This is a genomic window from Paralcaligenes ureilyticus (assembly GCF_004346225.1).
GTDB classification, from domain to species: Bacteria; Pseudomonadota; Gammaproteobacteria; order Burkholderiales; family Burkholderiaceae_B; genus Paralcaligenes; species Paralcaligenes ureilyticus.
Genome location: NZ_SMAJ01000003.1, coordinates 232,586 through 255,500, shown reverse-complemented (window position 1 = coordinate 255,500; position 22,915 = coordinate 232,586). Strand labels below are relative to the sequence as shown.

Sequence of the window (22,915 nt, the reverse complement as noted above, 5' to 3'; positions counted from 1 at the left end):
AAACTGAATTCGAGAAACCGTCCATATGTTGGAATAGATTCGGTATTGGTTTTTTCGCCATCTGGTAGCAAGCAGTGCAAGGGCTCTAACCATGCTCAGCAGAATTCTGCTCTATGTACCAATCCGCGATTTGCGAGCCGACAACGAAAACCGTATCGTCACGTTTCAGCAGCATGTCGATCGTGCGCTCGAATGTACCTAATCGGTACGGCACCGCAATAATGTGTGGATGTAGTGCCATCGTAATGACACGGGGAGGGGACTGTGGCTCCGAGGCAAAATAATCCACAGTGTCCTGAAACCGCTTGTAGTATTCCTCGGCCGAATGGTGCTCAAGCGCAAAGATCACCACATCATTCAGGTCTAGCGCATAGGGAAGCGAGAGCAAGTGGCCATTCTTGGTTCTCATCCAGCAGGGCGTATCGTCGACCATCCAATCGTAGATGAATTCAATTCCTTTGCTCCTCAATATATCAGGTGTATTCATGCTCTCGCCGAAACCGGGTCCCAACCAGCCTCGCGGCCGTTTGCCGCTGAATTTTTCGAGTCTCTCGAGTGTTTCGTCGATGACAGCCTCTTCGTTTTCGTCGTAAAGCAACGAGCGCTGGAACAATGAATGGCCGGCCAGCTCCCACTCTGCGTGCTGTACTAACTCCGCACAGCGCGGGTAGTAGTCCGGAAATGAGGCGCTCATCATATTCGTCACTGGTAACTGCCGCTGCGAAAAAATTCGAGCGAGGCGCGGCACGCCGGTTCTAAGACCATACTCCACCCAGCTATAGTTTCCGATGTCCGGAACCGGCGATTTACCATGCGGGTTTTGCAGTATCGTGCGTGGCATTGGCTGGCCAAACGGCCACACCTCCAGATTCACAACGATGTGCACCATAATGGGCTTGCCTCTGAACGCCTTGAGCTTCGGGCGTTCGGACGACAGCTGGAACGGAATGCGAGGGTTGTTATCTGGCATATGCGGCTCTCTATCTTGTTGAAAACGACTCCTACCGGATCATGACTGAACTTACGTCAGCCACCCTCCTGGCTTGTCGGCAAAGCCTCCAAAGCAGGTGCACGTCGATGCCATGCGGTCATACCCTCGTATTGGTGTACAAGATCCAACAATAGTTGTTCCGAATAGGGGCGGCCCATCAATTGAAAGCTGATCGGCAAGCGATTGCGTGAGAACCCACAAGGCGCGACAATGGCAGGCAATCCGAGATAACTGACCCAGCGTGTATAGCGGGTAATCCGGTCAATAGTCGCCGGCACGTCGCCCGACACTGTCAAATCCACGTCGGCAATGGCAGGCACTTCCTGCGCAAGCAGCGGAAGCAATAGCACATCAACGTTTGTGAAGACAGACTCGACAAACCCACGCAATATATTTGGCCGGGCCGTCAATGCCCACAAATAAAGCGTCGCTGGAATGTAGAAACCAGCCTCCATACGTGTTTTGGTGGACATTCCGTACTCGTCGCCATAGGCGGCAAGCCATGCTGAATGTAGAGCTGCTGCCTCCGCCTTGTTTACGATCTGGGTCAAGGCATAGATGGGCTCTGTAGGTGGAAGATCGATTGGAACAACGGTACATCCGACTTCGCGCAATACATCAAGCACATCGTCCAAGGCTTGCACCACCTCGGGTGCGGCATTCGAGGCAAAGCAGTTTCCTGGCAGACCGACACGAATCCCCTTTAGCGATTTCCCCAAACGCGCGGAATTGATGCGACGATGGGCCACATAGGTTGCCGGATCATTTTGGTCGAAACCTTCGATGGCTTCCAGCAACAATGCGCAATCCATAGCGGTGCGGGCGATGGGTCCGAAAACATCCAGCGACCAGCAGCGCGGCATTCCGCCATGACGGCTGACGAGGCCGTGCGTCGGCTTTAGGCCGACGACACCGCACATGCCAGCCGGCAGTCGTATCGAACCTCCAGTGTCCGAACCAATCGACCCGTAAACCATGCGCGCCGCGACCGCGCAACCCGAGCCGCTGGAGGAACCGCCGGTAATATGAGTCTGGTTCCAAGGGTTTTTGCAGAATCCTAGATAATCGTTCTGTCCCGTGGGGCCGGCTGCAAATTCCGCCATATGCAATGTTCCGATCGATATCGCGCCTGCACTTTCCAGCTTTTTAAGTACGCTCGCGGTAGTGGTTGGTACAAATTTCGAACCTAGTCTCGAACCCATTGACGACACTTTTCCGGAGTTGAAGAACATGTCTTTCACGGCTAAAGGAATACCCTGCAACGGCCCATCACTTTGTCCCTGCTTTCGCTGTTCGTCAGCGAGTGTGGCCTGGGCCATGGCCTCTTCGGCTGCGATCTCGACAAAACAGTTCAATTGCGAACCGAACGCCTCGATACGATCCAAACAGGCTGTCACCAGTTCTATGGACGAAAACTGTCCCTCGTCCAGCCCTGCCGACGCCTGGGCTAAAGTCAGTCCGACTAATTCAACTGTCATCGCTGCGCTCTCCCAACCCATGCCGTATCAACCAATGCTGCCGCAAACCGGTCAGGTGAGTCCTCAAAACCTGGCAGTTTTGTTTGAAAACCAGCGGCATCGACAAGAGCACGCAACTCTTGAGCAAGTTCCTCAGCCCTTATCGCCAGGATGTCTCTCCCATAAAAAGCCTGTTCATACAATTTTAAAAAATCAGCGTTCAGTTCCAAGGCAAAATCCTTTAGATCAAAATTCTCATGCTTGATATTTCTACGATATCAAGGAGCATGATTGGCTCAGCAGCATTGTTTTTACATAATGATTGAGTCGCTTTCGCGCGTCCAGATACACATTGAGAAAGAGTCCACATCGTGACATAATCCTCATATATTCTGGCGGTAAAACGAATCTCGGAAAGAAATAAGTTGATGACAGAAAATCAGGTTGCCGGCACGCAAAGTATCCGGCGAGCCAGCACCATTCTTCAGAACGTTGCCGCCGCAGGGCAACACGGTGTGCGCCTTAGCGAATTGGCACAACATACCCAGCTCGAACGCGCAACGGTGCATCGTATGCTTAAGGCTCTCCTGCTGGAAAGATGGCTGGACCACGACGAAGTGACCAAGCGTTATGTCCTGGGCCCGCTTATTTTTGAGCTTGGTCTTTGCATACCGGCCAGATCGGATTTTCGCAGTATCTTCCAACCCGCGCTGCGTCAACTGGTGTCAGAGAGCCAGGAAACCGTCTATCTGAACGTTCGCAGCGGGCTCGACTTCGTCTGCATGGCACGCGAAGACAGTACGGCCCAATCCCGAGCCATGCTTCACGATGTTGGCGGACGCCGACCGTTAGGGATAGGCGCAAGCGGAATCGCGCTTCTCATGGGAATGGATCTGAAAGAGGCCGAGCTGATTGTCAAAAAGAACTCGCACCGGTTCCATCACTATGGGTTGACAACATACGAGCTAGCATTGGAATCAGTGCGCCAGTCCAGCCAGCTTCGCTATGCGCTTTCACGTGATTTGGATGTCGTCGGACTCTCTGCAATCGGATTACCACTTCACAATGCGGCAGGCCAGGTATTCTCGGCCATTAGCGTCGTGATACACACGCCACGCCTTACCGATAAACGTTGCAGCGAACTTGTCATGATGATGCGGTCGGCGGTTGATCGTATAGAGCGAAAAATCATTATGGGAAACGCCATTATCTCGTAAGTGATCATGGTTACTCCGTGACTACACATGCTTTACTTTGTCGGATTGGCTGCACCTGCTGATTGTGTGACTTGCATGAGGGTAGCAGCAGTCGGCCACGCTGCTGCTCAGGTCTAGGCAAGTGCACCGATAATTGTGTCAGATGACACTATAGTGGCCTGTCGAGGAAAGACCTTATCTATCAAAACACTGTGAACCTCGGGATCGCTGTCCGAGCAGCAGTCCCCTATAACTAGTAGCTGATAATCGGCATCTGCGGCGTAACGCAGCGTCGAGAGCACAACACCACCTGTAGCAATGCCAGCGAGCAATAGTGTGTCGATACTGTTAGAGCACAAAATCATGTCGAGATCGGTGCCGGCAAAGGCGCCTACTCGATGCTTTGTCACGACTGTGTCATTCGGCTTGGGAGCCAGGCTCGAATGAATCTTCACATTGACATCGTCAAAGCTGAAACAATCCGTCTCCTTGATGGTGTAAAACGATTTATTTTTTGCGCTCACTTCTGGAAATCCCGGGCGGAAGTCCTTCCAGATGTACCGACCATGACAGAATTGGGTTACCCAAATGTCGATGTGCTAGGCTGGTATGACTTGGACGCCCCTTCGGGTACTCTGGTTGACATCATAAGCACTATTTCAAAGGCTGCAGCTAAAGCAGTCTCTGACGCGGAAATCGTCAAGCACCTTCGTGAACAAGATGTCGTTGTCATAGGAAGCACCCCTGCTGCATACCGCACATTTTTCGACAATGATTTGTCAAAATGGAAGCGAGTCGCTGAGGAGGCTAATATTAGCGTAGAGTAACGCACCGACAGTATTTGTAAAGACTACGAGCGGCTTGGATGCCGCACTGTATATCATCTAGGAGTTCCCGCTCATGGAGTGCACGGTCTTCGAGGCAGCTGATTTGATTCGTAAACGAGTGGTGTCGCCTGTCGAGCTTACGCGCAGCGTGCTTGAACGCATCACCGATCTCAACCCAACCATCCGTGCATTTATTACAGTGACTCCGGAGCATGCGCTTGCGCAGGCAACTAGTGCTGAAAGGGAGCTGATGCTGGGTAGGGTGCGTGGCCCCCTGCATGGCGTGCCGTTCGCGTTGAAGGACATTATTGATACAGCTGGAATACCAACGACGGGGCATTCAAAGGTAGGGATGCATCGAGTACCAAGCGCAGATGCGATATTAGTACGGCGCCTCTATGACGCAGGCGCTATTCTCGTGGGCAAACTAGCCACGTTTGAATACGCCCATGGTGGACACTCCGAGCACACGCCATGGCCGGAACCACGCAATCCCTGGCATCTTGACTATGCGACTGGTGGATCGAGCAGCGGTTCTGCGGCAGCGGTTGCGTCGCGAATGGTGCCGTTTGCTATTGGCACCGATACCGGCGGGTCCATTCGTATCCCTGCGGGGGCGACTGGTATAGCTGGCTTCAAGCCGACTTACGGATTGATCAACCGAACGGGTGTCATGACAAACTCATTCACATTCGATCATTGTGGACCGATGGCCAGAACGGCCGAAGATTGTGCACTAGTTCTGCAGGCGCTAACGGGACACAATGAACCTCATCCGGATAGCGCACACAGCTCTGGCCTCGACCTTTCGCAGGACTTGCGTGGACTACGTGTGGGCCTCGTACGGCATTTTTGGGAGGATGATCTGCAGTTGGACTGCGCGGCAGTCGCTGCTGTCGAGTCAGCGGTTGAGGTTCTTGTCAAATGCGGGGCGTCAGTCGAGACTGCAAGAATGGCGCCGCTACGCGAGTATAACGATGTCAAATGGGTTATTGGTGAAAGTGAAATCTTCGCGGTTCATGTAGAACAGCTTCAAGCTCGCATGACCGAGTATGGCAGTGCGTTTCTGAGCAAAACTTTAGCCGGTAGTCTATTTGACGCAGTAGATTATATCTGTGCGCAACGCGAGCGTCGGCGCCTGCTCGACCAGATGAAGCACTTATACGAGCGATACGACGTCCTCCTTACCGCGGGAGGCAATCCTGCGCGCCTGCGGGGAGAGTATCGAGTGCTAAACGCATGGAAGGTGTCGAGCATATACACGCCATTCAGTGTGACCGGTGCTCCTGCCATTTCGGTTTGCGCAGGTTTCACAACCGAGGGCCTTCCCTTGTCAATTCAGATCGCGGGGCGACCATTTGAAGATTGGAGGGTCTTGCGTGTTGCCCATGCTTACGAGAAAGCGACGGGCTGGTACAAACGTACGCCACCCGCTGATACTTTGCCCACCTCGCTCGTCGTTCCTTCCACGACAAACGAAGAGGTGGGGGAAACTTCGAGTTCCGTCCAGCAGCTAGTGCGGCACTCGCTCGAGCGGGCGGGACTTCAAATGGACGAAGTTCTTTTTCGTCAATTGTGTGCCGTCGCACCCTTCGCTTTCGCAATGGGCGAACGCATCCGCCGCTCTCATCACCGGGGCGTGGATCCCGCCCTCTTTCCGTTCGACTAGGGGAAAGAGGAACTGGTCAATTCAGTTCCGTTCAGCCGCACACCCACTGTAGGGGTGTCAGTTTTTTTTGTGTATGAGGCACGATGAGACTTTTCCACGGCGCCGCCGTCGGCCCCTCTCAGGCCAGAGACGAGCGGCGCGGTGGTAAAATCGGTCTTCATTTTACGCGAGGCCCACGGTAAACCGTTCTTCGTAGAGAATGGCAAATTGATTCATCGCTTCTTTCCAGTCCCGCGCCGGATCGCCCCATTTGGCGGTGATGTTGCGCAGCGCCAGCCAGATCAGCTTGGAGGCGGCCTCATCGCTGAAGAAGTGGCTCCGGGTTTTGAGAATCTCGCGCAACCTCGAATTCACGCTCTCTATGGCAGGTGGTGTAGATCCCCCGGCGCACGGCCGGGGGAAGGCAAAGAACGGAATGACCCGCTCCCAGGCCCGGTGCCAAGCCGCCGCCACGGTGGGCAGCTTTTGGTTCCGGGGACCATCCTCAAAGGCGGTGAGCGCCGCTTCGGCGCTGGCGGCGGTGTAGATGGGCCTGAGGGCGGCGGCCAGCGCTCCACGATCCTTCCCGCCCGCGTAGCCCAGGCTGTTGCGAATCAGGTGCACGATACAGGTCTGGAGTGTCGTCGCGGGAAACACCGCTTCGAGTGCCTCGGGCATGCCTTTGAGGCCGTCTGTGACGGCGATCAGAATGTCCTCCACGCCACGCGTCTTCAGGTCGTTAAAGACCTTCATCCAGAACTTGGCCCCCTCGGTGGTCTCGATCCACAGGCCCAGAATATCGCACGAGCCGTCGGGCAACACGCCCAGCGCCAGGTACACAGCCTTGTTGCGCACACCGCGTCTTCGCGAATCTTCACCCGCAGCGCATCGAAGAACACCACCGGATACATCGGCTCAAGGGCGCGCGATTGCCACGCCACGGCCTCACCTATCACCGCGTCCTTGACACGGCTGATCAGATCGGGCGACACATCCACCGCGTATATCTCGGCCAAGTCGCCCTAAATCTCGCGCACTGTCATGCCCCGGGCGTACATCGCAATGACCGGACTGTACGTAGGCTTGAGCGGCCAGGACCGCGTCTTGCGCTCGCCGTCCCGGCCGAAAGCCGTAGCTATGCTCGCTGAAAGTGGGATCGAGCAGAGGCTGCAACACTTGCAGCAGCGCCTGCTGAATCAGCCGATCCGTCACCGTCGGGATGCCCAGCTCGCGCTGGCCGCCGTCCGGATTGGGAAACATCACCCGGCGTACCGGGCTAGGCCGGCACGCCCCTGATAGCAATTGTTCCCGGATGCCGGGCCACGTGTTGGCCAGGAGCCGGGATGTCTGGTCAATATCCAGCCCATCCACGCCTGCCGCGCCCTGGTTGGCCCGCACCCGTTTGAACGCCTGCTTCAGGTTCTCTCGCGTCAGCGCCGCTTGCAGCAGCGCTGACCCTGTACGCTCCTTTCCATGGCACGGGTCATTGGTTTCCTCGCTGGACGCCGTTTGGCCGGCTTCACCGTCCAAGTCGGGATCCCGCCCCGCTTGCGCGGGCATCTGAGGCCGTACCGTTAACATCATCATAGTGAGTCATACTCCCTCTCGTTCGGTCCTTCGCGGTCGATTTCAGCCTTCCCGGCCCAGCCTCCCGTTACTACGACCCCTGCTGACTTCTCGCTCCGGTTTAAACGACCGTTGCCCTTTCAGGCATAAGGCGAGACCTTCCCAGGTAAGGGGCCTATTCCTTCACCGCACAGCCGCCGGATTTACGCCGCTTCGCCTTGATCACAAGAGCTTCGTGGTTAGAGGCCCACTCGCCCTGCTTGGCAGCGCCTTATGCGGTGTAGCCGTCAATATTCGATGCCCGCCATGTATAGCAAATCCGCCGATCCCATGCCTGCGACTACCGTTCCGACGACCTCGGACATGCTGCGCATCTGGAGTGCCGATCGCTGCGTCCAACACAGTAGCGCCAGGGTGTACCTGCTGTGGATAAAGTGGTTCCGCGTCTACCGAGTAATGGGGCAGACCTTGCCCGTATCCGATTCGATCTTGTACAGCTTGGCAATACGCTTGAGCACATGCGTCGTAATGGGCGTGGTGTCTTTAACGTGAATATCGTAGAACTTGCGTCGGGCGTGCGCCTTATGCCGAGCTCGACATAAGAAGCATGCGCGCCGCGCTTTCTTCGATCTGTATGAATCGAGCAGGAGCCCGGTGACCGGGTAAGCGGTGAAATACATCAATCAGCTCTACGACATTGAGCGCGAACTGAAGGGGTTGTCTGCTGAGCAACGTCAGCAACGCCGACAGGAGCAGGCCAAGCCCCTGGCCGACAAGCTTCACGAATGGATGCGGGCACAACGTCAACGCGTGCCCGATGGGTCAACGACCGCCAAGAAACTGGATTACAGCCTCAACCGCTGGGATGCCTGGACACGCTACCTGGAAGATGGGCGCGTACCGATGGATAACAACTATATCGAACGACAGATCCGGCCCATTGCGAAGGGGCGTTCATTGTGCACCTCCTTCCGAAACCTCGGTAAACATTGGGAGTTGTCCTTCAACGTTGTGACGACACGGGCGATGTTTGCGCGTCAACGCCGCCATAACAGCGTTGCTGCGCAAATCGCTTGCATGGATCTGCCATGAGGCGTCGGGCATCACCTGTTCGGCGGGCAGAACCCGATCGTTGATCAAACGCCGAATCATATAATGAGTCACGCCAAGCAGTTTTTCAGCCTCAGACATCGTCAGGCGAATGATTTCCTGCTTATCGTCTTGCTTTTCCTGACGCAGGGCTTCGCGCTCGAACTTCCATCGCCCGCACTCTTGCTCGAAGGCGGCGAGCTCGGCGTATTTGACCGATAACAAGGCCTTCAGGGCATCGATATTGTCGGGAAGTTGCGCAGAGTGGAGCATGACCGTTATTTCAACAAATAATGGCCACTAATTGTCTGGAATAAAACGCTGAATGACTAATAAATACGCCATTCTTGACGTATTTCCGCCAGATTAAACCTGTGTCGGTCTATGCGTGCGAGCGGGTCGCCGCCAGTCGATGCCTTCGAGCAACATCGACAACTGCGCCGGCGTTAAATGCACCGACCCCGTTTCGGCATTGGGCCACACGAAGTGACTCTGCTCCAGGCGTTTGGCCAGCAAACACATGCCGTCGCCACTCCACCATAAGACCTTAATGCGGTCTCCTTTGCGGCCCCGGAAAACGAACACATGACCGCTGAAGGGATCTTCGAGAAGCGTGGCTTGCACGGTAGTCGCCAGGCCATCGAAGCCCCGGCGCATATCTGTGGCACCGGCCGCCAGCCAGACACGTGTTCCTGCCGGTAGGCCGATCATGAGCGCAGTGCATCAATGACGCAGCGTAACGTGGCTGGGTCAGGCGCGCCGCGAATGACAACACGCGCGGCGCTAAACATCAGCTCAATATCGTCTGTGGCGCCACCCTTTGCTTGAGGCCTCATTTCGCCAACCGCCGCGTCATTCCACCGCCCGTGAATGATTCGACAAAGCTATCAACACCGCTCCGCCAGCGTCATCTGAAATACTTACTTGGACTACGGCAGTAAAACTGCCCTGATGGATAATGTTGGCCGTGGCATGCAGCATTGGCCCTGTTCCTGGGCGTATGTACCACGAAGAAAGGCCAACGAGGCACCAATCTGTCCCCAGGGCGGCACTGGCGGTAAGCGCTGCCAGTGCAACAGTAATGCCCCCTTGCGTGTGGCCAACGCGATTTCCAACATGCAGGCCGTTGACAAAATCACACGACGCGCCCTGTTCTTGTTTTTGGGGCAAAAACCCCCAGAAACGCTCGATAAATGAGCCCGGCCCAGGCCCCAACGCCTCGCAAGCTCGCCGATACACTACCTGCTCCTGATCAGTCAATGCTTCGGTTGAAAGGAGTGTCCCTGCGGAATCCACTGCGCCGTGCCGCCGCATAGGCATCGGCTGAAGCCCGTCACTCTTGTCCAGAACGAGAAAGCTGCCGCTGACAGTGCACAATAGCGTGCCATCGGAAAATATTTCCGCACGCGACAGGCCCTGCTGCCCAGACAAATCTCGATAAAAACCATCAAATCTACCCCGTGCCTCCAAGAGCCCAATGCGAGGCGCTCCGGTGAATTGCAGCGTCATTGAAACAGTGGCCATGCGAACGGCAAAATCCACATGCTTGCGGATGGCCACAGCCATGCCAATATCCGCTAGCATCCCCACCACACTCATATTCGTCTGGCCATCTGTGTCAGAGCAGTGCCGGCCCGGGTCGACGGTAAGCCGAACGCCATCGGCTCCAAGCTCATCGACGGACATATCGAGAAAGTTACCAGGAAAATGCCAACCGGGCTGCCGATTCAATGCCAATCCCTTGAGCACTTGCTGAATCTCCTGGGGCATTGATTTCTTCATTTATTCCTCTGTATATCAGCAGTATTCGATCTGGATCATCAGCCGCTGTATCGCCAATGCCAGATCCTCGCACGCGAGAACTTACAAAATTAGTGAGATGCAGCTTAAGCACCCGGCAAAGCTGACCATGTTATACAAAAGGACACAATAGATAAGATAAAGGGCCACTTAATTACTTCACTCTTCTGATTAGCGCATCCTCTGCCCTGCTTGACCATCGGTGCTGTACCGCAGTATGGGATGTGTGTGACTTGGATGAAGCTAAAACAATAACCTCTACAGACGCAGGTCGATCTGAAAACAACCTAACCGCCCGGTCAATCAAGCCAGACGCGTCTGAACGAACTGCCCCACCTCGCTCGATTGTAGATCTAGCTTAGGCGCCAGCAGCTTCAAGAACTGCAACGTAAAGCCTCGAAGAAACGATCCCTTCCTGAGCGTAATGCCCGACATGGGGCATTCAAACAAATCACCGGGATCTCTGGCATCGATCTCAAGATCATGTTGAGGATTGAATGCAAGCGCTTGAATAACCGCAATCCCAAGCCCTGCAGCAACATAAGCCTTCAGCACTTCGGCATCGATGGCAGTGAGGACGATATTGGGAATGATATTTGCGTTTTCAAATGCCTTCAAAACTCGCCAACCACTTGAAAAGCGCTTGTCATAAACAATCAACGGATATTGCGCAAGCGATTTCAACGAAAGCGAAGGGACCTGCATTAATGGGTGTGATTTAGGCGTGATGATCAATCTTCGAGTATGGTAGCAAGGAAAAGTGATCAGATCAGGATAGCCTTCAAGCGCCTCGACACTTAAGCCAAAATCAGCTTGGCCAATCATGACAGCATGGGCAATCGACCTTGGGTCACCAGAAATTACAGAAATAGCCACATCGGGATAGGAAACTCGAAATTGCTTGATACAAGGCAGCAATGTGTAGCGAGCATGCACATGCGTAGTCGCAATGACTAACTTACCTTTGGTGCTTTGGCCTATTTCTGAACTGAGCGAGCTCAGTTGCCGGGCTTCATGGATGATGTTGCAGGCGCGTTCATAGACTGCTAACCCTTCCTTGGTCAAGCCACCGATCTTGTTGCCGAGCCTGAGCAGCACCTCGAAACCCAGTTCTTGCTCTAAAAGTTGAATCTGTCGCGTCACCGCTGGCTGGCTGGCGAACAGGCGTTTTGCCGCTTGCGAAAGGCTGAAGTCGCAGAGCACAATTTCAAGCAGGCACTCCAATGATCTAAGTTTCATCACTATGCATAAATCGTATTATGGAATGCATATATATCAATATACGTAATCGTATGTCAAGCGTAAAATTACCTCATTCTCTGATAAAACATCATCAATCGCGTGTTGTTGTCGCAAGATTCGAAAGAAGGTATCGCTGCCTAATTTCACGAAAACCCGCAATTCTTTGAGAATCAGACAGATCGACATCAGATTTTAATAAAGGTAAAACAATGACTTCTACAGACTTTTCTTCCTGGATCGGCCGCAGCGAGACGAGTATGTCTCGTTTTGATGCCAATCATGTCAAACGAATCGCGTTAACACTGGGTACAGCAGTCCCCTCGGACGGAGACCCACTCCCGCCCCTGTGGACCTGGGCTATCTTTACCGACTCGGCCCCGACAACCGAATTGGGCGTCGATGGCCACATCAAACTGGGCGGCTTCCTACCGCCAGTAGCCGGCTGCAATCGTATGTGGGCAGGCGGCAGAGTAAAGTTTCTCACCCCCCTACTCGTAGGGACACAGGGCACAAAGACATCTACCATCCTCGCCATCAAAGAAAAAGAAGGCCGCGCCGGAAAATTGCTGTTCGTAACGGTTGAGCACGAATACCGGCAGAATGGCGAGCTTGCGATTTCGGAAGAGCAGGATATTGTCTATCGAGCACCCTCCCCGCCTAACTTGACCGGCTCCGAGGCGGCGCCCGTCAGTCACTGGAAGAGCCAGATCATCCCGACCTCAACCTTGCTATTCCGCTATTCGGCGATCACGTTCAATACGCACCGCATCCATTATGATTTCCCCTATGTCACTGAAGAGGAAGGCTATCCGGGCCTGGTCGTACATGGCCCCCTGATCGCCACGTATATGTTGAATGGCTTTCAGCAGGCCAATCCCGACAAGACAATCACTCATTTCTCATACCGAGGTCTGCGCCCGCTTATCTCGCCCACCCCTTTCCAGATTGCAGGCGTCATACAGGAGCAAGGACTCGCCCAAGTCTGGGCCGAACAAGAAGGCACTTTGGCACACCAGGCCCAGATTCAGTGGAAATAACGCCGCCGCCCCGATCTCTTGGGCAATGTTTATTGTGCCGGCGGCTTGGACTACCCCTCCTGGCATGTGTTGCAGTCCATCTTATTGAAACCCTAACAAAGAAGACATTAAATGCTCGATCACATCTTGCGCACCGCGCTTTTTGTTCCAGCCTCTCGGCCTGAACGCATCCCCAAGGCGCTTGCATGCCAGGCGGACAGGGTCATTGTCGACCTTGAAGATGCTATCCAAGCCGATGCCAAGGCCGCGGCACGCCAGCATATCGCTTCGTTCGCCGCCAACTATCCCGCTAGCCAGATCCTGGTACGCGTCAACGACGCGACCACACCGTGGTTCGAAGAAGACCTGGCTTTATGCAGGACATTACCTTCCATAATCGGAATTGTATTGCCCAAGGCCGAAACAGGCCAACAGATACAACACGCTGCGGCAACAGGTAAACGCGTCATGCCGATTATCGAAAGCGCACGGGGAGCGGACAATCTGGCAGAAATCTGCCATGAAAAAGGCGTCTCACGGATAGCGTTCGGCAACCTCGACTTTAGCCTGGACCTTGGCCTGGATACTGGCTCCAGCGGCGCGGCCATCGTGCTCAATCATGTGCGCTGTCAGCTTGTTCTGCAAAGCCGCCTGGCAGGCATTGCTGCGCCCTTGTATGGCGTGTGGCCAGACATCAAGGACGAAACTGGCTTGATACATACAGCGCAACTCGCCAAGGGCATGGGGTTCTCGGGCCTGTTGTGTATCCATCCACTCCAGGTCGTTACTGTGAATGCCGTTTTTTCCGCTACCGCCAAAGAAATCGAGTGGGCCGAGCGCGTCTTGAAAATTGTGCAGGAAACAGGCACCGCTGTCTTCAAGCTAGACGGGGAAATGGTGGACATGCCCGTTATTGAACGCGCCAGACGTATAGTCCAGCAGCGGCAGCCATAGCTCCACTCGTTACGGCCTAAATCATCCAGAACTTGCTCGAGCAAGTCCTGGATGATTAGTCTCCTATCTCCATGAGCAAGGCCTTGGCCGGCACTGTATCACCATACTTGACATAGACAGCCTTGACTACACCGTCACGCTCCGCACAAACTAGGCTCTCCATTTTCATGGCCTCGACCGAGGCCAGCATATCGCCATTGACTACACGTTGCCCCTCCTTGACCGCCACTCGAGCGACCATGCCCGGCATCGGTGACGGCACATGGTTCAGATTGCTTTCATCTGCTTGACGAATAAAGCCGCCTGAGACTTTTGCTCCCTTTTGTGGAATACGAATTAACCTTGGCTGACCGTTGAGTTCGAAGAACAGGCGACACTGTCCATCTGTATCTGCCGGTGTACGGCCTTGGATTTGCACAAGCAGGGCCTTTCCCCGTTCGATCGGTATCGCGATCTCCTCGTGATCCTGCAATCCGTAGAAATAGATGGACGTTGGGATGGCACTCACGTCCCCATATTGGCTGCGGTGTTTCGAAAAGGCTTGGAATAACTTGGGATACATCAAGTAGGACGCCAGGTCCTGGTCATTGATTGTGTGTCCGACCAGCTTACTCGCCTTCTCACGCTCAGCCTCCAAGTCAACAGCAGCCATGTGCTCACCTGGACGACCGATCAGAGCAGGCTGTCCTTTCAGTACTTTTTTCTGTAATGCGGAGGGGAAACCATCTGCAGGGAACCCTAGTTCACCCTTGAACAGAGACACCACCGACTCCGGAAAGGCAAGTTCTTTGTTGGGGTTAACGACGTCCTCGGGGCTGAGGTCGTTGGCCACCATGAAGAGGGCCATGTCACCTACCACTTTGGAGGTGGGCGTGACCTTAATAATGTCTCCGAACAGCAGATTCACCTGCGCATAAGCCTGAGCAATATCGGGCCAGCGAGGCTCTAATCCCATGGCGCGGGCTTGCTCACGTAGGTTGGTGTACTGACCCCCCGGCATCTCGTGGCGATACACGTCGGACGTGCCACAGCGAATATCGCTTTCGAACGGGCTGTAGAGGCGCCGTACACCCTCCCAGTAATGCGACAGGCCACGTAGGGCTTCCCGACTGATCTTGGTCTCTCTGGGGTCACCTTCCAGCGCAGCGCTCAAGCTACCTAGGTTCGGCTGTGAGGTCAGGCCGCTCATTGTGTCGACGGCACCGTCCACGATGTCGCATCCGGCTTCCACGGCCGCGAGAACACTAGCTGCCGACAAGCCACTGGTGTCATGGGTGTGGAAATGGATGGGCAGGCCAGTCTCGGATTTCAAAGCTTTGATGAGCGCAACTGCGGCCCGGGGGCGGCAAACGCCGGCCATATCTTTGATTGCCAGGATATGGGCACCCGCCTTTTCAAGCTCCTTGGCCATCTTGACATAGTAAGACAGGCTGTACTTGGATCGCTTTGGATCAAACAGATCACCTGTGTAGCAAATGGCAGCCTCGCACAGCGCGTCACTCTGACGCACCGCGTCCATGGCCACGCGCATATTCTCAACCGAATTGAGCGAGTCGAAAACACGAAACACGTCAATACCTCCCTTGGCAGCCTGCTCGACGAAATAGCGCACGACGTTGTCGGGGTAGTTGGTGTAGCCCACAGCATTAGATGCTCTCAAAAGCATCTGCAGCAGCACATTGGGAACGGCCGTTCTGAGCTGAGTCAGGCGTTGCCACGGGTCTTCGCTAAGGAAACGCAGCGCGACGTCGAACGTGGCACCGCCCCAGCACTCAAGCGAGAACAAGTTGGGAATCAGGCGTGCATAGTACGGCGCAATCTCAAGCATGTCGTGGGTCCGCATCCGAGTAGCTAGCAACGACTGCTGAGCATCACGCATGGTGGTATCCGTCAGCAACACACGCTGCTGCTCCTTGATCCATTGGACGAAAGCAACTGGGCCAAGTTGTTTAAACAGGTCACGCGTACCCAATGGAGGTGCCTGGCCAAGGTCACAAGCCGGCTTAATCGGTGTCGGCAGCGGCAGATCGGGCAATGCTCGACCCTTCATTTCTGGGTGACCGTTGACGGTGACTTCGCCCAGGTAGCTCAACAATTTGGTAGCACGATCGCGGCGCGCCTTGGATTTAAGCAGCTCGGGCGTCTGATCAATAAAACGGGTGGTACATTGTCCGCTTCTGAACAGTGGGTGGGCAATCACATTGCTCAGGAAAGCCAAATTGGTGGCAACTCCACGAATGCGGAATTCGCGCAAAGAGCGATCCATACGCAAAATGGCATCCTCAACCGTTGCGCCCCAAGACGTGACCTTAACCAACAGTGAGTCGTAGTAAGGTGTGATCACCGCCCCTGAGTAGGCTGTACCGCTGTCCAAGCGAACACCGAAGCCGCCGGTGGATCGGTAAGCAGACAGGCGTCCATAGTCTGGCACGAAGTTCTTTTCGGGGTCTTCCGTGGTGACACGGCACTGCAACGCGTGCCCATTAATGCGCAACTGATCCTGCGGCGGCACGATCGCGCCGGGCTTGCCGATGACAGCGCCTTGAGTAATAGCAATTTGTGCCTTGACCAAGTCTATACCTGTGACCTGTTCTGTGACGGTGTGTTCAACCTGAATGCGGGGATTGACTTCGATAAAGTAGAACTTGCCACTGTCCGTGTCCATTAGGAACTCAACGGTGCCGGCGTGGGTGTATTTTACTGCCCTGGCAAGACGTAAGGCGGCATCGTACAGTATTTGACGCTCGGAATCTGACAAATACGGGGCTGGCGCTCGCTCGACAACCTTCTGGTTACGCCGCTGCACAGTGCAATCCCGCTCGAAAAGATGCAACAAATTCCCATGAGTGTCACCCAGAATCTGAACCTCAACGTGGCGGGCACGCTTGACGAGCTTTTCCAGGTAAATTTCGTCGTTACCAAATGCCGACAGTGCTTCACTACGCGCAACCGACATTTGGGTCAAAAGTTCATGTTCGTTCTCGATAATGCGCATGCCACGCCCACCGCCCCCCCAACTAGCCTTGAGCATAACCGGGTAGCCAATCTTGGCGGCGGCCACTTGCACTGCCTCGGAATCGAGTGGGAGTGGCGGCGTAGCCGGCATGACGGAAACTCCAACTGACTGTGCAAGATTGCGAGCCGCGACCTTGTTCCCCAGAGTGCGCATGATCTCACTTTGCGGTCCGATGAAGGAAATACCAGCCTCAGCGCATGCATCAGCAAAATCGGGATTCTCAGAAAGGAAGCCATAGCCCGGGTGGATGGCATCGACTTTGGCCTCTTTCGCTACGCGAATAATCTCAGCGATATCAAGATAAGCAGCTATTGGCTTTTGTCCAAAACCGATAATGTAGCTCTCGTCGGCCTTGAATCGGTGCAACGCAAAACGATCTTCTGTTGAGTACACGGCCACGGTGCGGATGCCCATCTCCGTGGCAGCACGCATCACGCGTATGGCGATCTCGCCTCGGTTGGCGACAAGGATTGAGGCGACGGAACGTTTCTTCATGGAAATTAGCCCTGCAAATTAACTGAGGATTGTGGAGCGCAATAAAAAAGCGCCATGCGGGACGCTCCCGAGTGGCGCGCCATCCGCCGTAGTCAATGACATTACTTACGATATTGGTTATAAGTTGGATTGGGAGTCGCGTCAATTTGGATTTGCGTCAAGAGTCTGAATGAACGGCTTCCATTTTTCTACGTCTTTTCTCAACTGTCTGGAGAACTCGGCGGGTGTATTGCCCAAAGGGCTGACACCTTCTTTGGAAAATTGCGTCTGTACATTTTTGTCTTTAACGGCATCGGAGAAAGCCTTGTAGATTGAATTGACTATGGCCTCGGGTGTTCCTGCCGGCGTGAAAAGCCCCACCCAGCCATCCACCTCGTATCCCGGTAATCCTGATTCCGATATGGTGGGTATATTGGGGGCAAATGCGGAGCGCTTGCTACTGGTTATACCTAGTGCTTGCAATCGCCCGGCGGTCAATTGGGGCATCGCTGCTGGAAGGGTCGAAAAAAACAATTGCACTTCGCCGGTGAGGAGTGCCATGATGGCGGGGCCGCCCCCCTTATAAGGGATATGGTTCATTTTTATATGGGCCATTTTTTCAAATAATGCTGCCGCCAAATGTCCCATCGACCCGACACCAGGAGACGCATAGTCTAGAGTTTTCCGTTCTTTCTTGGCAAATTGAATCAATTCTCCAACCGACTTGACCGGTAAGGCTGTCGGAGCCATCAGAACCAAGGGGGTGGTTGCGATATTTGAAACGGGAATTAGATCTTTCCCAGGATCGAAACTCAGCTTTCTACCAAGGCTGGGAAAGGTGGCAAAATTGGCGAAGACGAGCAAGAGCGTATAGCCATCCGGATTCGATTTAGCCACAAAATTGCTGGCGACAAGTCCAGCTGCGCCACCCTTGTTTTCGATGACAAGAGGCTGTCCAAGTTCTTGGGAGACCTTCTGGCTAATGGCACGTGCCACGAAGTCATTGCCACCCCCTGCAGCTGAAGCGACGATTAATCGAATAGGCCTGTCTGGATATTTATTGGCATGGCAACTAAACGATGCCAGGGAACTGATTAGTAAAAGTGGGGTGATTAATGATCGCATGTTGTCTCTCCTGTGGTGGGAATTCAGATATTTTCTTTTTGTTGCGATGTGGCGGATGAGATGCTGGGCTCATCACGGCCTAGCCAGCTTTGCAATACTTCACGTGTATGTTGGCCCAGCATGGGCGGGGAAAAAATTTCGTCAAGATCCTGATTGAATTTCCAGGGAGCGCCCACTAATCTGATACTTCCGGAGGCCGGATGGATAACCTCTTTAATCAGCTTTCGATGCTTGACTTGTATATCATCAAGAGCCTGGAGATAAGTGTTGACCAAGGAGTGTGGAATGCGGTTTTCATCCAATCTTCGCATCCATTGCTCAGTGCTATGCAACAAAAATTCGCCTGCAACGATCGCATTTAGACGTTTGCGCTGCAAGGCCCTGTTTTCCATAGTTCTAAATTCCGGTAGTTCGAACAGATCCAGCCGACCTATTGCCTTGCAGAAGTTTTCCCAATGATTATCGTTTTGAACAATAATCGCTATATAGTCTCCGCCTTTGGTTTGATATGAATTCGCTGGTGCGCGCATTGGATTTTCATTGCCGTGGCGCTTGGGGTTAAGTCCGGCCTGAAGCGCTTCACCCATTCTCGGTCCTAGAACGGCGAGCATCGAATCCTGCATACTGATATCGATATACCGGCCCTTTTGAGTTATAGATCTACCGTATATAGCCGCCGCTATCGAATATGCACCGAACATGCCCGCGATCACATCGCCTAACGGCGCTCCAATTTGCATGGGTGGATCATTCTCATGGCCCGTAACACTCATCACGCCAGAAACGGCCTGAATAATCGGATCGAGCGCAAGGCGGTTGCGATAAGGTCCGGATTGTCCAAATCCCGAAATCGAGCAGTAAATCAGACCGGGATTCTGCTCACTCAGTACTTGCCATCCCATTCCCAGGCGTTCGGCCACACCGGGAGAAAAATTCTCTACTACTACGTCTGCCACGCGCGCAAGATCGCTCGCGATCTTTTGCTCATGCTGATCTTTCAGATTGAGTGCTATGCTGCGCTTGGAACGGTTTGACGCATTGAAATAGTCTTCATCATGGTCTGCTCTACCCTGATATCGTCCTACCCAGCGCAATTCGTCGCCACGCGAAGGTTCTTCGATTTTTACGACATCTGCTCCCATGTCGGCCAGCATCATGGTGCAATAGGGACCCGCAATGACCCGTGTCAAGTCCAGAACCTTTATCCCAGCTAACGGTTTGGGTAGCGAACCTTCATCCCGACGATTGTTTTTATCTTGACTCATCGTCCCACCCAGTTGGCTTTGCGCTTTTCCTTGAAGGCAGTGATTCCTTCTTTCGAGTCTTGCGACAGCAACACGCGATTGGCGACGTCCCGGGCTTGATACATTCTGTCCATTGCCGGAATTTCCTGGCCTCGGCGTGCAGCTTCTTTAATGGCGCACACCGCCAAAGGGGCGTTCTCGAGTATTTCTCTAGCCCAACGCTCGGCCACTTGCAGCAGTTGTCCATGGGGCACGACTTCGTTTGCAATCCCCAGCCTCAAGGCTTCATCCGCTTCGATGAACTTGCCACGCATGAGGCAAGCCATCGCTTGATTCCAAGGTATTGCATGAGGCAGAAAACTCGGACCACTTACCGAAGAAATGCCGCGCTTGACCTGCGGCCAACCGATACTGGCACGCTCTGAAAACACCACGATATCGGCATTAAGCGCAAACCCCCCACCCTGCGCAAGGCAGGGGCCATTCAGCGCCAATACGATAGGCTTATAGATAAAGCGCTGGAAAAGATAGAGCTCGTCGTTAGACATAATCGAGCCATCGTCGTCTTCGGGCAGATTTTTTTCCATGAGATCTTTCCCAGAACAGAAAACCTCGCCGTTGCCCGTCAGGACAGCGGCCCAAATTCCCGGATCGGTCTTGACTCTCAGGTAGGCATCCTGGATCTCTTTGCGCATGGCGCGATTGATGGCGTTTTTTTTATCGGGCCGATTCAGCGTGATATAAGCAACTCGCTCACGAACCTCGAAGAGAACAGTTTTTTCCATATTCATCATCCAGTTATTTATCAGAATGATGTAATTTAAACGTCACGAATAATTACGTATATTGATATAAATGCATCTCACAATACGTTTTTTGCATAGTGATGAAACTTAAATTCCAGGACTGTCTGCTTGAAATGGCGGCTGCAATTTTAACCTTTCGCAGGCGGCAAAGCGCCTGTTCGCCACCCTCCTCGGCTAAAATGGCCAGCGCAGGATACGGCGTCTGCGTGAGGGATTGACCACAATGGGGCATCCCGCGCCCAACGCAGCGCCCGCCTTACGCTTGATCATGGACAAGGGAAAATTCCAACGCGTGATTGCTGCGCAGACGCCAATCGGCTCTTTGATTACGACAATACGTTTATCGGGCGAGGACGTTAGAATCGTATCGTCTGACCGTGCTATATGCCACTGAAATCGATGCGCCCGCGCACCGCAAGAAGCTTGAATGGAAGCTCATCACGGATTTGCCCGTGCGTACACGCCAAGAGGCGATTGAAAAGCTCGATTGATATGCCATGCGCTGGAAGATCGAACTCTTTCACAAGATACTCAAGTCGGGCCGCAAAGCCGAAGATTCCAAGCTCAGAACGGCTCAACGCCTGACTAATATCATCGCAATATTCTGCATCACCAGTTGGCGGATCTTCTGGATGACAATGCTTAACCGAGCCAGCCATCATTGCCCTGCACGCGTAGCATTGACGCCTAAGGAGATAGGACTGTTGCAGCATATGATTATAAAGAAATCCCTGCATACCGAGTCGTCGCCCCTGTCTGAGTGCCTGCTACAGATTGCGAAACTGGGAGGCTCTCTGGCGCGAGCCAGTGATCCGCCGCCAACCCCCTGAATTCATCCCCATGTGCTGAGTGAAGCCGCATCTGAAAGCGCCACAGATTGGTAGCCCACCGTCTCGGCCACGACTTCGGTTGAAACTCCTGGCTTCTTCAGTTCGTTGGCAGCCAATGTCATGCGGATGTCCGTCAAGAGATCCTTGGCCGAGTGTCCTGCATTGTCCTGAAAGTGGCGAACCAACGTGGCGCGTGACACGTTGCAGAGCCTGGCCAGTTCGTGCAGCGTCCATGGGCGTGCCGGATCGTTAAATATGGCCGTCAGTGCGGAATACATCGGCAAAGCGAAACGATTTTTCCGGGTGCGCCCACCCCGAGGAGCGGTCGGTCGCACTCAATGGCCTTGAGCCCGCCTTGGACGTAGCGTTCGCGCCAGCGCTCCACCTGTGCGCGCCCGACATTCAGTTCGGTGGCAATCGCCGTGTTATCCCGTCCTGCCACGGCCAGCAGCACTATCTGCGCGCGCCGCGTGAGCCGAACACTCGTGGTTGTCGAGCGCGAAAGCCTTTGCCTGAATCACAGCATCGGCTCAAAGATCGATCGTACTTACGGCACTTATGAGTTTAAGGAGTACCAGGTTAACGATCAAGTCTCGTCGCTGGTACTTTTGATCAAGGCTCGTAACCATTGATGCGACTGGCTCCGGTGTGTGCGTTCGTGCCAAAGCTGATAAACACCAAAATCTCCAAGCCGCAAGGGATGCTTATATATCTTTATAGGATACGCTGCGGCAAATGCTTCGGCCACCCGGCTGGCCAACATCATCACTAAATTGGTAGCGATTAACATGGGCGGTACAGAAAGCAGATGCGGCAAATATATGGCCACATCGCGCGATAACTCCATCTGCCGCATCACATCGGGCAGCACCCGTTCTCGGCCACCATTCTGACCCGGCATTCCTAAATGACGACACGCAAGGAACTGCGCTAATGTGAAATTCTTTTTGATGGCAGGATGGTTCTTTCTCGAGACGCAAACATAGTTATCTCGAAAGAGCTCTTGCCGATAGAGCGGGAAGGAAACACTAGCAGCCGAAGAAAGGACAAGGTCGACTTTGCTGGACAGGAGCATTTCTTCTGCGGGCAGCTGATCAATATCATGAATTGTTATACGCGTACTAGGAGCACTAGACGTTAATTTTTCGAGTAGTTTAGGCAGCAGCACAAATGATACATAATCAGTCGCGCCAATATTGAACTCGACTTGCGCAGTTTGCGGCTCAAACTCGCCTCGGGCTTTGGACAGATTATTGAGAGCCTGTATGGCTCTACGAACATCTTCGGCCACCTCGAGAGCCTTGTGTGTGGGAACAACACCTCGACGCGTACGTAGAAAAAGCGGATCACCAAATAAGATACGCAATTGAGTCAAATCCTTGCTAGCGGATGACTGGCTTATTTCGACCCGGTCAGCGGCCCGCGTAACATTACGCTCGACCATAATGGCATCAAAAATTAGAAGTAAATTGAGATCAGTATTTTTCCCAGTCATCTCGCCACCATACCGTACTCGCTCTGAAGATCCGCTTGGGCTCAGCCATATTCGATTGAGTCTTGTTTGAACGGGTAAAAGCCAATTCGAAAACAATTTGTAACTCGGTCTTATTCTATGTCGTTTTGAATCGCCATTT

Annotated in this window: 22 protein-coding genes and 6 pseudogenes; 7 read left to right on the top strand and 21 right to left on the bottom strand. The window is 53.8% G+C overall.

The window, feature by feature from the left end; all coding sequences use genetic code 11:
* Positions 1-85: 85 nt before the first annotated feature.
* The 3 genes from EDC26_RS05820 to EDC26_RS05810 are packed head-to-tail and all read right to left on the bottom strand — an operon-like array spanning position 86 to position 2,678.
* Complete coding sequence (locus tag EDC26_RS05820) at positions 86-970, bottom strand: polysaccharide deacetylase family protein (RefSeq protein WP_132580393.1); 885 nt, start codon at positions 968-970, stop codon at positions 86-88.
* A 56-nt stretch (positions 971-1,026) separates the two neighbouring features.
* Entirely contained in the window at positions 1,027-2,490 is a 1,464-nt protein-coding gene (locus tag EDC26_RS05815) for an amidase (protein WP_132580391.1), read from the bottom strand.
* Entirely contained in the window at positions 2,466-2,678 is a 213-nt protein-coding gene (locus tag EDC26_RS05810) for a hypothetical protein (RefSeq protein ID WP_132580389.1), read from the bottom strand. The genes EDC26_RS05815 and EDC26_RS05810 overlap by 25 nt, the downstream gene beginning before the upstream one ends.
* 198 nt (positions 2,679-2,876) lie before the next feature.
* On the opposite strand from EDC26_RS05810, the gene EDC26_RS05805 reads away from it, so the two are divergent.
* Complete coding sequence (locus EDC26_RS05805) at positions 2,877-3,665, top strand: IclR family transcriptional regulator (protein ID WP_132580387.1); 789 nt, start codon at positions 2,877-2,879, stop codon at positions 3,663-3,665.
* Positions 3,666-3,778: 113 nt separating this feature from the next.
* Here the strand turns inward: EDC26_RS05805 and EDC26_RS05800 are convergent, their stop codons facing one another.
* Positions 3,779-4,168 (bottom strand): cysteine hydrolase family protein, encoded by a 390-nt coding sequence (locus EDC26_RS05800; protein ID WP_243700798.1) that lies wholly within the window; start codon positions 4,166-4,168, stop codon positions 3,779-3,781.
* On the opposite strand from EDC26_RS05800, the gene EDC26_RS20320 reads away from it, so the two are divergent.
* Positions 4,088-4,471 (top strand): Bug family tripartite tricarboxylate transporter substrate binding protein, encoded by a 384-nt coding sequence (locus tag EDC26_RS20320; protein ID WP_132580385.1) that lies wholly within the window; start codon positions 4,088-4,090, stop codon positions 4,469-4,471. The genes EDC26_RS05800 and EDC26_RS20320 overlap by 81 nt on opposite strands.
* Before the next feature lie 73 nt (positions 4,472-4,544).
* Complete coding sequence (locus tag EDC26_RS05790; RefSeq protein ID WP_132580383.1) at positions 4,545-6,140, top strand: amidase; 1,596 nt, start codon at positions 4,545-4,547, stop codon at positions 6,138-6,140.
* Between the two features lie 162 nt (positions 6,141-6,302).
* Here the strand turns inward: EDC26_RS05790 and EDC26_RS05785 are convergent.
* Together EDC26_RS05785 and EDC26_RS05780 are read right to left on the bottom strand one after the other, a co-directional pair.
* Positions 6,303-7,075, bottom strand: a pseudogene (locus tag EDC26_RS05785) (IS256 family transposase).
* A gap of 109 nt (positions 7,076-7,184) precedes the next feature.
* A pseudogene (locus tag EDC26_RS05780) lies at positions 7,185-7,706 on the bottom strand (group II intron reverse transcriptase/maturase); the annotation flags it as partial.
* A gap of 285 nt (positions 7,707-7,991) precedes the next feature.
* Between EDC26_RS05780 and EDC26_RS20315 the strand changes: the two are divergent.
* Entirely contained in the window at positions 7,992-8,237 is a 246-nt protein-coding gene (locus EDC26_RS20315; protein WP_243700822.1) for a hypothetical protein, read from the top strand.
* Here EDC26_RS20315 and EDC26_RS20310 read toward each other — a convergent pair.
* On the bottom strand, positions 8,132-8,365 hold the full coding sequence (locus EDC26_RS20310; protein ID WP_243700797.1) for an IS66 family transposase: 234 nt from the start codon (positions 8,363-8,365) through the stop codon (positions 8,132-8,134). The genes EDC26_RS20315 and EDC26_RS20310 overlap by 106 nt on opposite strands.
* A complete protein-coding gene (locus EDC26_RS20305; protein ID WP_243700821.1) occupies positions 8,268-8,468 on the bottom strand; it encodes a hypothetical protein in 201 nt (66 codons plus the stop codon). The genes EDC26_RS20310 and EDC26_RS20305 overlap by 98 nt, the downstream gene beginning before the upstream one ends.
* Here EDC26_RS20305 and EDC26_RS20300 point away from each other — a divergent pair.
* Positions 8,403-8,603, top strand: a pseudogene (locus EDC26_RS20300) (IS66 family transposase); the annotation flags it as partial. The gene EDC26_RS20305 and the pseudogene EDC26_RS20300 overlap by 66 nt on opposite strands.
* 36 nt (positions 8,604-8,639) lie before the next feature.
* On the opposite strand, the gene EDC26_RS20295 reads toward EDC26_RS20300, so the two are convergent.
* The 4 genes from EDC26_RS20295 to EDC26_RS05755 form a co-directional block, all read right to left on the bottom strand.
* Entirely contained in the window at positions 8,640-9,047 is a 408-nt protein-coding gene (locus EDC26_RS20295; RefSeq protein WP_243700820.1) for a helix-turn-helix domain-containing protein, read from the bottom strand.
* 93 nt (positions 9,048-9,140) lie between these two features.
* Positions 9,141-9,485 (bottom strand): IS66 family insertion sequence element accessory protein TnpB, encoded by a 345-nt coding sequence (gene tnpB, locus EDC26_RS05765; RefSeq protein ID WP_132580379.1) that lies wholly within the window; start codon positions 9,483-9,485, stop codon positions 9,141-9,143.
* Positions 9,486-9,626: 141 nt separating this feature from the next.
* Positions 9,627-10,556: a hotdog family protein gene (locus EDC26_RS05760; protein ID WP_132580378.1), complete on the bottom strand. Its 930-nt coding sequence runs from the start codon at positions 10,554-10,556 to the stop codon at positions 9,627-9,629.
* Positions 10,557-10,877: 321 nt separating this feature from the next.
* Entirely contained in the window at positions 10,878-11,813 is a 936-nt protein-coding gene (locus EDC26_RS05755; RefSeq protein WP_132580376.1) for a LysR substrate-binding domain-containing protein, read from the bottom strand.
* A 212-nt stretch (positions 11,814-12,025) separates the two neighbouring features.
* Between EDC26_RS05755 and EDC26_RS05750 the strand changes: the two genes are divergently transcribed.
* Together EDC26_RS05750 and EDC26_RS05745 are read left to right on the top strand one after the other, a co-directional pair.
* A complete protein-coding gene (locus EDC26_RS05750; protein WP_132580374.1) occupies positions 12,026-12,853 on the top strand; it encodes an HTD2 family dehydratase in 828 nt (275 codons plus the stop codon).
* Positions 12,854-12,964: 111 nt separating this feature from the next.
* Complete coding sequence (locus EDC26_RS05745; RefSeq protein ID WP_132580372.1) at positions 12,965-13,786, top strand: HpcH/HpaI aldolase/citrate lyase family protein; 822 nt, start codon at positions 12,965-12,967, stop codon at positions 13,784-13,786.
* Between the two features lie 55 nt (positions 13,787-13,841).
* On the opposite strand, the gene EDC26_RS05740 is transcribed toward EDC26_RS05745, so the two are convergent.
* The 9 genes and pseudogenes from EDC26_RS05740 to EDC26_RS05700 all read right to left on the bottom strand — a co-directional run bounded on the left by EDC26_RS05740 (position 13,842) and on the right by EDC26_RS05700 (position 22,776).
* Positions 13,842-17,297, bottom strand: a complete 3,456-nt coding sequence (locus tag EDC26_RS05740; RefSeq protein ID WP_132580370.1) for a pyruvate carboxylase — start codon at positions 17,295-17,297, stop codon at positions 13,842-13,844.
* Between the two features lie 141 nt (positions 17,298-17,438).
* Positions 17,439-18,401, bottom strand: coding sequence for a tripartite tricarboxylate transporter substrate binding protein (locus tag EDC26_RS05735; protein ID WP_132580368.1), 963 nt, complete (start codon positions 18,399-18,401; stop codon positions 17,439-17,441).
* Between the two features lie 23 nt (positions 18,402-18,424).
* The gene (locus EDC26_RS05730) at positions 18,425-19,666 is read right to left on the bottom strand and encodes a CaiB/BaiF CoA transferase family protein (RefSeq protein ID WP_132580366.1); all 1,242 of its coding nucleotides are present in this window, start codon (positions 19,664-19,666) and stop codon (positions 18,425-18,427) included.
* Positions 19,663-20,430, bottom strand: a complete 768-nt coding sequence (locus EDC26_RS05725; RefSeq protein WP_165930925.1) for an enoyl-CoA hydratase/isomerase family protein — start codon at positions 20,428-20,430, stop codon at positions 19,663-19,665. The genes EDC26_RS05730 and EDC26_RS05725 overlap by 4 nt, the downstream gene beginning before the upstream one ends.
* Before the next feature lie 172 nt (positions 20,431-20,602).
* Positions 20,603-20,820: pseudogene (locus EDC26_RS20290) on the bottom strand (aldehyde dehydrogenase family protein); the annotation flags it as partial.
* Positions 20,821-20,831: 11 nt separating this feature from the next.
* Positions 20,832-21,113, bottom strand: a complete 282-nt coding sequence (locus EDC26_RS05715; protein ID WP_132580362.1) for a hypothetical protein — start codon at positions 21,111-21,113, stop codon at positions 20,832-20,834.
* 105 nt (positions 21,114-21,218) lie between these two features.
* Positions 21,219-21,550, bottom strand: a pseudogene (locus EDC26_RS05710) (helix-turn-helix transcriptional regulator); the annotation flags it as partial.
* Positions 21,544-21,750 (bottom strand): annotated as a pseudogene (locus EDC26_RS05705) (helix-turn-helix domain-containing protein); the annotation flags it as partial. The pseudogenes EDC26_RS05710 and EDC26_RS05705, both read right to left, overlap by 7 nt.
* A gap of 117 nt (positions 21,751-21,867) precedes the next feature.
* Entirely contained in the window at positions 21,868-22,776 is a 909-nt protein-coding gene (locus EDC26_RS05700; RefSeq protein ID WP_132580360.1) for a LysR family transcriptional regulator, read from the bottom strand.
* Between the last annotated feature and the right edge of the window lie 139 nt (positions 22,777-22,915).